A 14,080-nucleotide genomic window follows, 5' to 3' on the forward strand; every position below is an offset into this window, starting at 1 on the left:
TGTTGGTTCTTATTATTTTAGCTATTGTGTTTTTTCTTATACCAGTAAACAATTCCAAATGGAACCATGTTCTCATTATGCTGCCGAATTCGCGAAATGTTACTTCGATGGCTCCAGTAGATTAAGACTACGAGCAGTCCACTGATTAGACTCAAGGCCAAATCATGGAAGAAGAAGGAAGCAATAAAAATCAGTACAATTGAGATTAAGCTGGTTAATGAAACCATACTGGTAATAAATAAGATAGGAATAAAGATAACGGCACAAATTAGGAAAAAGTGAACATTGTAACCTAGCAAGAATCCTGCAGTGGTTGCAACAGCTTTTCCTCCTTTGAAGTGTAAGAAAACAGGAAAAGCGTGACCTAAAATGGCCGCTAATCCACAAAATAGACACCAATGATGACCAGAGATGGAAAAGATCACAGGTAGTAATGTAGCAATCGTACCTTTGAAGAAATCAATAAGGAAGACAACTGTTCCTGCTTTTGGCCCTAATACTCTGAAAGTATTAGTAGTTCCAATATTACCTGATCCATATTTTCGGATGTCTTTTTTGAAAAACGTTTTCCCAATCACAACTCCTGTCGGGAATGAACCAATTAAATATGCTAAAATAATAATCGATGCAATTTTTAATGCAAACATATATCACAACTCCATTTAATCTATGGATATTTTAGCAAAAAATTACTTGTAAATATATATGGGGTTGCGAAATTATTGAACAAGTGGAGGAATTTTAGTGGCTAAAGCTAATACTTATGATGATTCTTCAATTCAAATCTTACACGGTCTAGAAGCTGTTCGTAAGCGTCCGGGTATGTATATTGGTTCAACAGATATACATGGATTGAATCAGTTGGTTTATGAAATCGTCGATAATTCTGTCGATGAGGCTATGGCTGGATACGGTGATGAAATCGATGTGACGATTCATAAAGATAATAGTATTACTGTAAGAGATTTTGGTCGTGGTATGCCAACAGGTATGCATAAGTCTGGCAAACCAACTATCGAAGTTATTTTGACTGTTTTACATGCCGGAGGAAAATTTACTGAACAAAATTATAAGACTTCTGGTGGATTGCACGGTGTAGGTTCTTCAGTAGTGAATGCTCTATCAAGCTATATGAAAGTTAGAGTGGTTCGTGATGGAAAAGCCTATGAAGAAGAATTCGAAAATGGTGGTCATCCTATTGGTACTTTACGCTGTTTAGGTAAGACTAAGGATAAGACTGGAACAACTATTACTTTCAAACCAGATGCAAGTATTTTTTCAACGGTTAAGTATAAGTATGAAACTATTCAAGAGAGAATTCGTGAATCAGCTTTCTTGCTTAAAGGAGTAAAATTCAATTTAACTGATGAACGTGAACCTGAACACCATGATACGTTCCAATATGATGATGGAATTAAATCTTTTGTTTCTTACTTAAATGAAGGAAAAGGTACGATTAGTGATGTCTTTTACTTTGAGGGTAAGCAAGATGGCATGGAAATTGAATTTAGTGGTCAATACAGTGACGGTTATTCAGAAAATTTGGTTTCATTCGTAAATAACGTTAGAACTGCTGATGGTGGTAGTCACGAAGTGGGTGCTCGCAGTGGATTTACTCGCGCTTTCAATGACTATGCTAAAAAGCAAGGCCTTTTAGGAAAGAAAGATAAAAATATTGACGGTTCTGATTATCGAGAAGGTTTAAGTGCAGTATTATCAATCAAAATACCTGAAGAATTACTTGAATTTGAAGGCCAAACTAAGGGTAAGTTAGGTACACCTCAAGCAAGATCCGCAGTTGACGCTCTTGTTTATGAGAAGATGACTTACTACTTAATGGAGAACGGTGAGCTTGCACAGGAACTTGTTAAAAAAGCCCAAAGAGCAAGAGATGCACGTGAAGCTGCTAAAAGGGCAAGAGATGAAAGCAGAAACGGGAAAAAGCGACGTAAGAAAGAAGTTTTATCTGGTAAATTAACTCCTGCTCAATCCCGTAATCCGAAGAAGAATGAGTTATTCTTGGTTGAAGGTGATTCAGCCGGTGGATCTGCTAAGCAAGGTAGAGATAGAAGATTCCAAGCAATCTTGCCTCTTCGTGGAAAAGTACTAAATACGCAAAAGGCGAAGCTACAGGATATCTTTAAAAATGAAGAAATCAACACAATGATCTACACGATTGGTGCAGGTGTTGGTACTGAATTTAAAGCAGATGATTCTAACTATGATAAAGTCATTATTATGACTGACGCGGATGACGATGGTGCCCATATTCAAATTTTACTTCTTACTTTCTTCTATCGTTATATGCGACCAATGATTGAACAAGGTAAGGTATATATTGCATTACCTCCTTTATATCGTTTGCAAAAGGGTCGTGGTAAGAAGACTGAAGTACAATATTGCTGGACTGATGAAGAATTAGTCGAAGGCGAAAAAGCAATGGGTAAAGGGTATTCTCTTCAAAGATTTAAGGGTTTGGGTGAAATGAATGCTGAACAGCTTTGGCAAACAACTATGAATCCTGAATCTAGAATGTTAATTCGTGTTCGTATTGATGATGCTGCATTAGCTGAACGCAGAGTAACTACATTAATGGGTGATAAAGTAGCAGCAAGAAGAAAATGGATAGAAGAGAACGTTAAGTTTAGAATGGGCGAAGATGGCTCGATTTTAGACGCAGATAATGATTAAGAGGTTTAGAATTTAATGGCCACAAAAGAAAGAATTCGTGAAATGCCACTTGAACAGGTTATGGGTGAACGTTTTGGACGATATTCTAAATATATTATTCAAGAACGTGCCTTGCCTGATATTAGAGATGGTTTAAAGCCAGTTCAACGTCGTATTCTTTATGCGATGTATCAAGATAATAATACTTACGATAAAGCATTTAAAAAAGCTGCTAAGGCTGTAGGTAATATTATGGGTAACTATCACCCCCACGGTGATAGTTCAATTTATGGTGCTTTAGTTCACTTGTCACAAGACTGGAAGATGCGTGAACCACTTGTTGAAATGCACGGAAATAATGGTTCAATGGATGGCGATGGTCCAGCTGCCATGCGTTATACTGAATCTCGATTGAGTAAAATTTCTAATATGCTTTTACAAGATATCGATAAAGACACAGTTAATATGGTCCTCAACTTCGATGATACTGAGTATGAACCAACCGTTTTACCAGCTAAATTCCCTAATTTATTAGTTAATGGGTCAACCGGAATTTCAGCCGGGTACGCGACAGAAATCCCACCACATAATTTAAGCGAAGTAATTGATGCTACAATTTATTTGTTAAAGCACCCAGACGCTAGCTTATCTGACTTAATGAAATTTGTTAAAGGACCAGACTTCCCAACTGGTGCTATTGTTATGGGAACAAAAGGAATTAAGGAAGCTTATGAAACTGGTCGAGGCAGAATTCAGGTTAGAGCTAAGACTAGTATTCAAGAAATTAGAGGCCATAGACAAGAAATTGTAATTACTGAAATTCCATTTGATGTTAACAAAGCGATGATGGTTAAAAAAATTGATGAAATTCGCTTAAACAAAGAAATTGATGGGATTGCAGAAGTTCGTGATGAAACTGATCGCCACGGATTATCAATCGTAATTGAGCTTAAGAAAGATGCAGATGCACAAAATATTCTAAATTACTTATTTAAGAATACTGATTTGCAAGTTTCTTATAATTTCAATATGGTTGCAATTGATCATATGACACCTGTTCAAGTCGGGTTAAAGCGTATTTTATCTTCATACCTTGAACATGATGAAGAAGTTATCACTAAGAGGACTAAATACGATTTAAACAAGGCTGAAGGTCGTCTTGAAATTATCCAAGGTTTAATCCATGCAATGGATATTTTGGATGAAGTAATTAAAACAATCCGCGCTTCTAAGAATAAGGCAGATGCTAAGAAGAATATTATTGCAGCTTACCAATTTACTGAACGTCAAGCTGAAGCTATTGTTTCTTTACAATTGTATCGTTTGACTAATACTGATGTAGATGCATTAATTGCTGAACAAAAAGAATTAAATGAAAAAGTTGCTGTTTATAGAAAGTTGTTATCAGATCGCGCTACTCTTGAAAAGCAAATTATCAAGGAATTAAATGCAGTAAAGAAAGAATTTGGTAATCCAAGAAGAACGGAAATTTCTAAGGAAAGCGCTAAAGTCGAGATTGATGAAAAAGCTCTGGTGGCTGATGAACAAGTTAGAGTTTTAATCAGTCGTGATGGCTACTTGAAACGTTCTTCACTTCGTTCATATCAATCAACCGATAGTGCTGATAATGGTTTGCCAGAAAGTGATAAAGTTATTTACGAGAAAACTGTATCAACTTTGACTAACCTTTACTTGTTTACAAATAGAGGCAACTTGATTTATCGTCCTGTTCATGAATTAGTTGAAACAAAATGGAAAGAAACAGGTCAACATTTATCTCAAGAAATCGGATTATCACCTGACGAGCAAATTATTCGTGTATTTGAAATTGATTCTCTTGATGAAGAAATGAATTTCCTAATGGCAACAAATGATGGTTATATCAAGCAGGTTCAATTAAGCAATTTACAACCAACTAGAACTTATCGTTCTCGAGCAATAACGGCTATGAAGATGAAAGATGATAATAGTCGTATGCTTAGAGTTGATTATATAAAGCCAGATTCTCAAGCTGAAATAACTTTATTTACTAATAAGGCATATGCTGTAAAATATGATATTTCAGAAGTTCCTGAATCTGGTGGTAAAGCAGCGGGTGTTAAATCTGTTAACTTGAAAGATGATGATTTCGTTGTTGGCTATACTTTAGTTGATCCAGAATATGTTGATTTAATAAAGGTAGGATTGGTTACGCAAAGAGGAGCCTTTAAGCAGTTTAATTTAAATATTGTCAACAAAGTCTCAAGAGCAAAACGTGGGGTAATGGTCCTAAGAGAACTAAAAGCTAAGCCACATAGAGTTGCTGCAATAGTTTCGTATGGTCAAAATCATATCTTAAATTTAACCACTTCAAGTGAACGTCATCTTGAAGTTAATACGACTGACTTCCCATTAGGCGATCGTTATTCAAACGGATCATTTATTGTTGAACCAACAACTGATGGTACTCCGGTTAGCCTTGAGTTAGGACGTCCAATTAGTGATAAAGGTAAAGACGTTTCAGACTTGTTCGAGTAATAATAAAAGTGCTTTCACAGTGTCAAGTCATTTACTTTGACACTGTTTCTTTTTAGGTACACAATGATGGTGAATACAGAGATTATTTTAATACAATAGAAAGAAGCTAATCATTATGCCTAAAACAGATACAATACTCTCAGCAAAATCTCTTAGATATTTTTTGCAATTAGTTGATACTATGAATTACACTCAAGCTGCTCAAATTTTGGGAATTACGCAGCCAGCATTAACTCAGCAAATCAAAAAGCTTGAGCGTACAATCGGTGCGCCTTTATTTGGGCAAATGGGTAAAAAATTGTACTTAACTGAAGCCGGTAAAGAAATGAAAGTAGCGGCTTCTCAGCTATTAGATACGATTAATTCTGTTGTAAATAATATTCAAGAATTTACACAATCGGATAAAGGAACGATTACAATTGGCGTTCTAGAAACATTAGATATCACAATTTTGCGTCAATTTTTAACTAAATTCGCTGAAAAGTATCCAAACATTAGTATTAATGTTTATGATTTTGATTATGAAGATTTGTGGCGAGAATTAGATAAAAATATGATCGACATGGCTGTGATGTATTTACCGGATAATACTAAACGTGACGAAATAAATCTACATCATCAGTATGAACATCAGTTGATTTATCATGATCGTCTAGTTGTCTTAACTCACAAGAATACAGTTGAAGCCAATAAAGAATATCCAATTTCAAGGTTCTTAAAGAGAAAATGGATTTCATATCCACAAAATTATTATTTAACAAATTTGATGAAGAACTACTTCGGAAGTAAGAGAAAACCAAACGTTGTTCTAACTTTGCCACGTCCAAAATATTTGATTGATGCAGCAGAGAATACAAAGATGGATACGTTCGTATCAAGAGAGTACTATGTCACTCATAAGAATGAAACTACGTTAACGCCAGTATATATTCAAAATGATAAAGAATTTGATATTTCATTAGTTTACTTAAATGATAAAACTAACATTCCAAGAATCCAAAACTTCTTAAAAGAATGGAATATTTTCTTGGATAAAAAGGACTATTCTAGTAGACTAGAAGAAGAAAAGAAAATTCAGTGAGGAGAAATTTTTAATGGAAAAAGAATTAGTTTTTGGTCACCAAAATCCAGATACAGATGCAATTGGTACTGCAATTGCGTTTTCATATTTGCAAAATAAGTTAGGTTACAATACTGAAGCTGTTGCTTTAGGTGAACCTAATGATGAAACAGCTTATGCTTTGAAAAAGTTTGGTTTTGAAGCACCTAGAGTTATTAAGACTGCTTCTAATGAAGTTGATGGTGTTATGCTTGTTGACCATAATGAACCACAACAAAGTGTTTCTGACATCGATAAGGTTAAGGTAACTCACGTTGTAGATCACCATAGAATTATGAACTTTAATACTGCTGATCCATTGTACTATCGTGCAGAACCAAAAGGTTGTACTTCAACCATCGTTTGGAAAATGTTCAATGAAAATGAAGTTGAAATTCCAAAGAACATCGCAGGTTTGATGCTTTCAGCAATTATTTCTGATACATTGCTTTTGAAGTCACCAACTTCTACTGAAGAAGATAAGGAAGCCATTGAAGCATTAGCAAAGATTGCTGACGTTGACTACAAAGAATACGGTTTAACAATGCTTAAGGCTGGTACTAACATTGCTGATAAGTCAGAAGAAGATTTAATTGATCTTGATGCTAAGAGCTTTGAATTAAACGGTAACAATGTTCGTGTTGCTCAGATCAACGTTGTTGATTTACCAGAAGCAATGGAACGTAAAGAAGCATTTTTGAAAGCAATGGAAACTGCATCTAAAGAAAATAACTATGACATGTTTATGTTCTTAATTACTAACATCCTTGATTCTGATTCAGAAGCTCTAGTTGTTGGTTCTGATGAAAATAAGGCTATTTTTGAAAAAGCATTTGATAAGAAGCTGAATGATTCAGAAGTTAAACTTCCAGGTGTTGTTTCTCGTAAGAAGCAAGTTGTTCCTCCATTAACTGATGCTTTTGAAGGTTAATTTATTTAATTAATAATTGAATAGAGAAGAAGTGACTAGTTTAGTAAATTAGCCACTTTTTCTGTTTCTATTTTTGAAGGGAGAAAACATGTCATTACCACAATTAAACTTAGATAAAATTGAAGGTCCTACAGCAATAATTAAAACAAATCATGGTGATATTAAGATTCAACTGTTTGAGAAACAAGCTCCAATGACAGTTGAAAACTTTGTACGTTTAGCTCAAAAAGGTTATTATGATAATACAACATTTCATCGTGTGATTTCTGACTTTATGATTCAAGGCGGAGATCCAAAAGGAGATGGAACAGGTGGCGAAAGTATCTGGGGACATCCATTTGAAGATGAATTTTCAAATGAACTTTTTAATATCCGTGGTGCGCTTTCAATGGCAAATTCTGGTCCTAATACTAATGGAAGTCAATTCTTTATTGTCCAGAATAAAAATATGCCTAAGAGATACATTAAACAAATGGAGCCGTTAGGTTATCCCAAAGAAATTATTAAACAATATAAGCAAGGTGGAACACCATGGCTTGATGGAAGGCATACTGTTTTTGGTCAAGTGATTGATGGTATGGACGTTGTTGATGGGATTGCTAAGGTTAAGAAAAATAAATTAGATAAGCCTATTGAAGACGTAATTATTAATACAATTAAAATTGAAGGTTCAAAATTCAATGATTAAACATAAAAAGGTTGTGAACGCGATGACAGTTCACAACCTTTTTATGTTTATTTGTTATTATTCATTGTTTTAAGCAAAACAATCAGAGATTTACTTACTTTTTCAGCATCTCCACTTGGTAATTTTCGGATTTCGTTAACGATTTTTTGGATGTACGCAGGATTAGTTTCCTTTGTAGGTCCATTAGGATAAACCTTTTTAACACGATAAGCGTTATTAATAATATCAGGAGTGGTAGTATTCAATGCTTGGGCAATTGAATCCAATTTTTGAATACTAATATTTTGATCTTTTGTTCTTTCTAAACGGGAAATAAAATTAACCGATAAATCGCTTAATTCAGCAAGATCCTCCTGTGTAAGTCTTTGATCACGTCTCCGGCGTGAAATTTCAACTCCTAGATTGACACTCATTGGTGCTCAGATCCTTTCATATAGTAGTAATTGTATTATTGTGGTTATCTTGTAAGGAAACAATATATACCTTAAACAATTTTAAACTAATTTATTTGTACATTGAAAGTATATTCATGTGTTTTAAAAAAAATTAATAAACAAAGAAAGATATATCAAATAACAGTTTATTCAGTCAAACGTATAGTTTATATACATTATACTATACGTTATTAGAAAAATATTCAAATAATATGATTGCGCGAATTTGATTTTCCGTTTGATTTTGATCTGTGGTAGCAAAAAATAGATGCGAGTTGATAATAATTTTTACTGAAAAATAGAAAGAGAGTAGCAAATTTAGCTAGCAGGTGCTTCGTATAATGTATATTATGTAAAGTAATAAAAACAAATTGAGAGATAGTGTGTGATCGACTCATTTTTGAACATGTATTGGTAATAATCCAATTATTGAATATCTGAAATTAATTCGTAGTAAGTAATCATCATATAATTTATTTCAGAATTTTAAAGTAAGATATTATTGATGTTTTAGATTGATCACATAAACATTTTAAAAACATTTATTATTACCTATTAAGTTATTCAATTAAAAATGATCGTAGAATTGCGATATATGCAGTTGCTGAAAATTGTAAATAGTATCTAAATGAATGCTAGTTTAAAATAATGAATCAAACGATTGTATATGATATTGATAAAATAGTTAAATTTACGTGATTAATCATAAAACTAAAAATCATCAGATTTTGACTATTTACGAGATAGCTATAATGATCGACTGACATCTTTACTTAAAATCTTCTTTTAATGAAACATATGTTCTAAAATTGAAAAAGATCAATTTTTTGCTGTTAGTAATTAGTAAGTAGTCAACTTTGAAAATTTATTTAATTGGTTGAATAATTGCTAATTTTAATACATATACTTTAGTTTCTTTATTTATATTCTCCCTACCATATCAAATCATAGAATAATGTTCGCTTTTTCGATTGAAATTTAGCGTTTTCAAAAAGCAAAACCTCATTATTTTGTAAAAATCTTCTTTTAATACTAAAAATTACTGCTTTCTGTAGAAAAAAATGCTAGAATATTAACAATTTAACATTATTTAATGAACAGAATTTACGAGGAGATTTAAAATGCAAAATTTGATAGATATTCATCTTCATTTAGATGGTTCCTTACCCTTTGATACAGCTCAAAAACTCAGTAAATTACATCATTTCCCTGCTCTTAATGATGATCAACTTCACCAAAAACTCTCTGTTTCAAAGGATTGTCATGATTTAAATGAATATTTAGAAAAATTTGCTTTTCCTTTGAAATTGATGCAAACCAAAACTGATTTAGAGATGATCGTTTTTGATTTATTAAGAGATCTACGCAAGCAAGGCTTTATCTATGTTGAAATTCGATTTGCACCTCAGCTTCATACTCAAAAAGATCTGACACAGGAAGATGCAGTTAAAGCATGTGATATTGGTTATAAAAACTTCCTAAATTGGCAAGATGCGTTAAATGATGGTCAAGCTGATCTTCATGCGAACTTTATTTTATGCTGTATGCGAAAGCATGATAATGAAAAGAAAAATATGGAGACCGTTTTACTTGCAAAGAAAATGCTGAAGACTTCTCACGTTGTTGGTATTGATTTGGCCGGTGCTGAAACTCCAGAATTAGCCATTGAGAATTTCAAGCCATTATTTGATACAGCAAAAAAACTCGGAGTTCCTTATACAATACACGCAGGTGAAGCAATGGGCCCTGAATCAATTTATGAAGCATTGAGTTTAGGAACTAAACGAATTGGTCATGGGATTCGTTGTACCGAAGATTCAAAACTAGTGCAAGAACTGATTAAAGATCAAATTACTTTAGAGTGCTGCGCTACTTCAAATATGAATACCAAAGTTTTTGATCAATTAGAAACTTATCCAGTTAGAGATTTACTTCAGGAAAATGTACGGGTAACTTTGAATACTGATAACATGACAGTTTCAAATACTACCTTGCCTAAAGAATATAAGAAGCTGGAAGAAAAAACAGGACTATCAAAAGATGAAGAAAAGCAAATGCTGAAAAATTCGATTGCTGCATGCTTTGCTAGTCCTCAAGAAAAAGAAAGATTGAAAAAGTTAATTGGATAAAAAATATCTCATATCATTACTTGTTTATGTTTTGATATGAGATATTTTAATTATAGGAGATTTGTTATGGCTAAATTTCAGTGATAATATTTTTGTTATCATGTGTTTATAACAATAGTACTATGCTTGTTCAGAGGTAATAATAAACTGGTTATAGCTACGTGCAAAATAAAAGAAGTGACACAATAGCCACTCCTTTTATTTTTTATTTAGTTAAATCGATTTTATCAATATCAATCATCCAAGCGATAGCAACTGACTTCTCACCTAGGTGTGTTGCAATAACTGGACTAAATTCAGCTACATCAACTGGCATACCTGGAAGCTTTTCTTCCCAGAAATCTTTAAGTTCTTCAGCTTGTTTTTCATCATTAGAATGGAAAACAAATAGCCGTAACTTATCTTTATAGTCTAGTTTACTTATTCTATCTAGAGCAATGATTTCAATTTTATTAACAGCGCGCTTCATTGAACGTATTTTGTCAAAAGCGACAATTTTACCATCTTCAAAAGTTAATAAAGGCTTAATATGAAGCATGGTTCCAATAAATGCACTTGCATTACTCAAACGGCCACCACGACTCAAGTTTTTAAGGTCATCAACCACAAACAACTCATCAATGGTTTCAGAAATTTCATCCAATTTTTTGATGATTTCTTCTGGTGTAAACCCATTTCTGATCATTTTTGCAGCAGCTAAAACTAAATATCCTTGTAATTTAACTGTCATCTTAGAGTCGTATGGATATAAATGATATTCAGGGTTATTACGAGCGATGTTCTGTAAAGTTGAGTTATAGCCTGAAATACCACTCGATAAAGTAATATCAATAATTGCTTCATAACCTTCTGCATGTAACTTGTTATAAAGCTCAATCATTTTACCCATACTTGGCTGTGAAGTTTTAGGAAAAGCTGCTCCATGTCGTTGTGTTTCAAAAAGCTGTTCAGATGTGATATTAACGCCTTCCAAGTATTCTTTATCACCAATAATGACTGGAATAGGCATTACGATCACATTATTTTCCTTTACTTCTTTTTCGGTAAGTACACTTGTACTATCGGTTACTAATGCAATCTTCATTATATACCCTTTCATCTACGAATTTCATAGATGAATTATAGCATAAAAAGACGCTTTGATCGAATCGATTAAAGCGAATCTACTCCACTCTTGTATTTTTGAGCTAAGCTAGTAAGCTCTTTTGAAAAGTTTGATAATTCATTTTGGTCAATATAAGAAGACAACGAACTTTCAATTTCTGCCAAAGCGTGTTTTAATTCACTAACCTTATTTAAGCCTGCTTCACTTAGTTTTACTTCTTTACTTGAATTTTTTTCTGAACGAGTAATTGTAACTAATTCCTTAGTTTTCTTTTGCTGAAGCTGACGACTTAAGGTAGATAAAGAAATCGATAATTCATCAGCTAACTCTCCCATAGTTAACGCGTGATTATCTGCATCGTCAAAGAATAAAAGAATCCTAGTTTGTGAAAGATTTAAACTACATTTGTGAAAAATTTCTTTTTTGATGTGATCTGCTATTGTGTTAAAAAATAAAACATTCATCTGAAAACATTCCTTTTTCCAAAGTAGAACCATAAGAATGGTTATGACTAAGTTTTTTAAAAAATAAGCTAGAAAAATTGTGAAAGATATCACTTTATATTTCTATATCAATGAGCGTGAAACACTAAAATACTTAGTCGCTTTTTGAAGATCTAATGTATTTTTATTCAAAGTATAGTATACCAGTTTTTTTGAAATAATTCATCGCATTTTGCCAACTCACACTATATTCAAAGCTAGTGCTCTATCTTAAGATCTGTAAAATAAGTAATGCGATTTAAGAATAGACCAATTAATTGGTATAATGTAAATAGTATTTTGAGGTGATTTAACATGGCTTTTGATGGTTTATTTATCCATAGCTTATTAAAAGATTTATCCCCTACTCTCATTGGGGGACGTTTATCTAAAATATACCAACCTTTTGAACAAGATTTGGTTTTAGTTTTTAGAAAAGATCGTAAAAATTATCAATTATTGATTTCAGCTAATGCCCAGTATCCGAGAATGTATTTAACTGAACAAACAATCTCGAATCCTGATAAGGCACCTACCTTCGTAATGGTGTTACGAAAATATTTAGAAGGTTCAGTTCTACAATCAATTGATCAAGTTGGCTTAGATAGAATTGTTAACTTCCATTTTAGTAATCGCAACGAATTAGGAGATCAAGTTGAATTAGTTTTATCAGTTGAACTTATGGGTCGACATAGTAACGTAATTCTTTATGACAATAAAAGTCAACATATTATTGATTTGTTAAAGAGGGTTAATCCAGATGAAAATCGTGCTAGAATGTTACTTCCTAGAGCTAAATATGAGTTACCACCATTAAACCCTGGAGTAAATGGCTTAAATCTAAGTGAAGAACAATTTGCGCAGTTCGATGATATCAATGATTTAATTAAGGTTATGGATGGTATGGATAGAGATGATCGTGAAGAATTACGTGGTTATCTTGAAGATGAATTTTCATATCAATCTTTTAAGACCTTCTTTAATCAATTTAATAATCCTAAGGCTTTTGTTTTAAAAACTCCTAGAAATAAGAGAAAGATCTTTGTATATCTTCCTTATCATCTAGAGCTTGAAAGAGAAAGTTCAGATACAAACTTGAATCACGCATTAGATGAATTTTATCAATATCAAGCAAATCGAGATTGGGTTAAACAAAAAGCTGCACGTGTTGAACGTGTTGTCAGAAATGAAACAAAAAAATTAACAAAGAAAATAACTAAATTACAGAAACATTTAGATTTAGCAGAAAATTCAGAAGGCTATCGTATTCGTGGTGAAATTTTGAATGCTCATTTAAATGAAGTAAAACCAGGAATGACAAAAATATCACTTCCCAATTATTATGAAAATAATGAGCCAATTGATATTAAATTAGATGCAGCCCTCTCTCCTGCTCGCAATGCACAAAAATACTTTACAAGATATAAAAAACTGCGTGATTCAATCAAGCACGTTAATGAACAGATTAAGCTAGCTAAAGAAAATCTTGCATATTTTGATTCAATTCAAACTGCAATTGATAATGCTGATCCACAGGATATTGATCAAATTACTGAAGAACTTGAGAATCAGGGCTACATTAAGAAGCCACAAAAGAAAACGCGGAAGAAGAAAATTACTGAACGTAATTTGAACAAGTTCAAGCTTTCATCGGGTAAGACTGTTTTAGTTGGTAAAAATAATTATCAAAATGACTGGTTAACTCTTAAAAAAGCTAACAAAGCAGATTATTGGTTCCACGTTAAGAATATGCCGGGGTCTCATGTCATCTTGCAAGATGATCATCCTACTGAACAAGATATTAAAGAAGCTGCAGAAATTGCAGCCTACTTTTCTAAAGGAAAATTGTCTTCTCATGTTCAAGTTGATTATGTTCAAGATAAACGAGTTAAGAAGCCTAATGGTGCTAAACCTGGCTTTGTCATATATACTGGTCAGAATTCGATTGAAGTAACACCAGTTGAGCAAGATATTTTAGCTAAAAAAATCAATTAACACAAAAAGGACGAAGCACTATTTTGCTTC

At 32.8% G+C, this 14,080-nt stretch carries 11 protein-coding genes; 7 read left to right on the forward strand and 4 right to left on the reverse strand.

The genetic code is table 11. From position 1 onward, the window contains the following. Nucleotides 1-17: 17 nt before the first annotated feature. The gene (gene plsY, locus FC46_RS03225; RefSeq protein WP_057797799.1) at nucleotides 18-647 is read right to left on the reverse strand and encodes a glycerol-3-phosphate 1-O-acyltransferase PlsY; all 630 of its coding nucleotides are present in this window, start codon (nucleotides 645-647) and stop codon (nucleotides 18-20) included. A gap of 97 nt (nucleotides 648-744) precedes the next feature. Between plsY and parE the strand changes: the two genes are divergently transcribed. The 5 genes from parE to FC46_RS03250 all read left to right on the forward strand — a co-directional run bounded on the left by parE (nucleotide 745) and on the right by FC46_RS03250 (nucleotide 7,905). Continuing rightward, nucleotides 745-2,691: a DNA topoisomerase IV subunit B gene (gene parE, locus FC46_RS03230; RefSeq protein WP_057797801.1), complete on the forward strand. Its 1,947-nt coding sequence runs from the start codon at nucleotides 745-747 to the stop codon at nucleotides 2,689-2,691. A 15-nt stretch (nucleotides 2,692-2,706) separates the two neighbouring features. Next, the gene (parC, locus tag FC46_RS03235) at nucleotides 2,707-5,187 is read left to right on the forward strand and encodes a DNA topoisomerase IV subunit A (RefSeq protein WP_057797802.1); all 2,481 of its coding nucleotides are present in this window, start codon (nucleotides 2,707-2,709) and stop codon (nucleotides 5,185-5,187) included. A 115-nt stretch (nucleotides 5,188-5,302) separates the two neighbouring features. Beyond that, a complete protein-coding gene (locus FC46_RS03240) occupies nucleotides 5,303-6,268 on the forward strand; it encodes a LysR family transcriptional regulator (RefSeq protein WP_057797805.1) in 966 nt (321 codons plus the stop codon). A gap of 13 nt (nucleotides 6,269-6,281) precedes the next feature. Next, complete coding sequence (locus tag FC46_RS03245; protein ID WP_057797807.1) at nucleotides 6,282-7,217, forward strand: manganese-dependent inorganic pyrophosphatase; 936 nt, start codon at nucleotides 6,282-6,284, stop codon at nucleotides 7,215-7,217. 88 nt (nucleotides 7,218-7,305) lie between these two features. Continuing rightward, nucleotides 7,306-7,905 (forward strand): peptidylprolyl isomerase, encoded by a 600-nt coding sequence (locus FC46_RS03250; protein ID WP_057797809.1) that lies wholly within the window; start codon nucleotides 7,306-7,308, stop codon nucleotides 7,903-7,905. Nucleotides 7,906-7,952: 47 nt separating this feature from the next. On the opposite strand, the gene FC46_RS03255 is transcribed toward FC46_RS03250, so the two are convergent. Further along, nucleotides 7,953-8,318 carry a helix-turn-helix domain-containing protein gene (locus FC46_RS03255; RefSeq protein ID WP_057797812.1) on the reverse strand — a complete coding sequence of 122 codons (366 nt, stop codon included), beginning with the start codon at nucleotides 8,316-8,318 and terminating at the stop codon, nucleotides 7,953-7,955. Between the two features lie 1,142 nt (nucleotides 8,319-9,460). Between FC46_RS03255 and add the strand changes: the two genes are divergently transcribed. After that, nucleotides 9,461-10,468, forward strand: coding sequence for an adenosine deaminase (add, locus tag FC46_RS03260; RefSeq protein ID WP_057797813.1), 1,008 nt, complete (start codon nucleotides 9,461-9,463; stop codon nucleotides 10,466-10,468). 205 nt (nucleotides 10,469-10,673) lie between these two features. Here the strand turns inward: add and FC46_RS03265 are convergent, their stop codons facing one another. Then, nucleotides 10,674-11,552 carry a DegV family protein gene (locus FC46_RS03265; RefSeq protein ID WP_057797816.1) on the reverse strand — a complete coding sequence of 293 codons (879 nt, stop codon included), beginning with the start codon at nucleotides 11,550-11,552 and terminating at the stop codon, nucleotides 10,674-10,676. A gap of 68 nt (nucleotides 11,553-11,620) precedes the next feature. After that, a complete protein-coding gene (locus FC46_RS03270) occupies nucleotides 11,621-12,037 on the reverse strand; it encodes a MarR family winged helix-turn-helix transcriptional regulator (RefSeq protein ID WP_057797818.1) in 417 nt (138 codons plus the stop codon). Between the two features lie 333 nt (nucleotides 12,038-12,370). Here FC46_RS03270 and FC46_RS03275 point away from each other — a divergent pair, with 333 nt between their 5' ends. Then, nucleotides 12,371-14,050 (forward strand): Rqc2 family fibronectin-binding protein, encoded by a 1,680-nt coding sequence (locus FC46_RS03275; protein ID WP_057797821.1) that lies wholly within the window; start codon nucleotides 12,371-12,373, stop codon nucleotides 14,048-14,050. Nucleotides 14,051-14,080: the final 30 nt, after the last annotated feature.

Source organism: Lactobacillus kalixensis DSM 16043, from assembly GCF_001434335.1.
GTDB lineage: Bacteria > Bacillota > Bacilli > Lactobacillales > Lactobacillaceae > Lactobacillus > Lactobacillus kalixensis.

Bases quoted from the DNA above. Each gene is read 5' to 3' on its own strand.
- FC46_RS03275 (WP_057797821.1), top strand. From the start codon at position 12,371: ATGGCTTTTGATGGTTTATTTATCCATAGCTTATTAAAAGATTTATCC.
- add (WP_057797813.1), top strand. From the start codon at position 9,461: ATGCAAAATTTGATAGATATTCATCTTCATTTAGATGGTTCCTTACCC.
- FC46_RS03270 (WP_057797818.1), bottom strand. From the start codon at position 12,037: ATGAATGTTTTATTTTTTAACACAATAGCAGATCACATCAAAAAAGAA.
- FC46_RS03255 (WP_057797812.1), bottom strand. From the start codon at position 8,318: ATGAGTGTCAATCTAGGAGTTGAAATTTCACGCCGGAGACGTGATCAA.
- parC (WP_057797802.1), top strand. From the start codon at position 2,707: ATGGCCACAAAAGAAAGAATTCGTGAAATGCCACTTGAACAGGTTATG.
- FC46_RS03265 (WP_057797816.1), bottom strand. From the start codon at position 11,552: ATGAAGATTGCATTAGTAACCGATAGTACAAGTGTACTTACCGAAAAA.
- FC46_RS03240 (WP_057797805.1), top strand. From the start codon at position 5,303: ATGCCTAAAACAGATACAATACTCTCAGCAAAATCTCTTAGATATTTT.
- plsY (WP_057797799.1), bottom strand. From the start codon at position 647: ATGTTTGCATTAAAAATTGCATCGATTATTATTTTAGCATATTTAATT.
- FC46_RS03250 (WP_057797809.1), top strand. From the start codon at position 7,306: ATGTCATTACCACAATTAAACTTAGATAAAATTGAAGGTCCTACAGCA.
- FC46_RS03245 (WP_057797807.1), top strand. From the start codon at position 6,282: ATGGAAAAAGAATTAGTTTTTGGTCACCAAAATCCAGATACAGATGCA.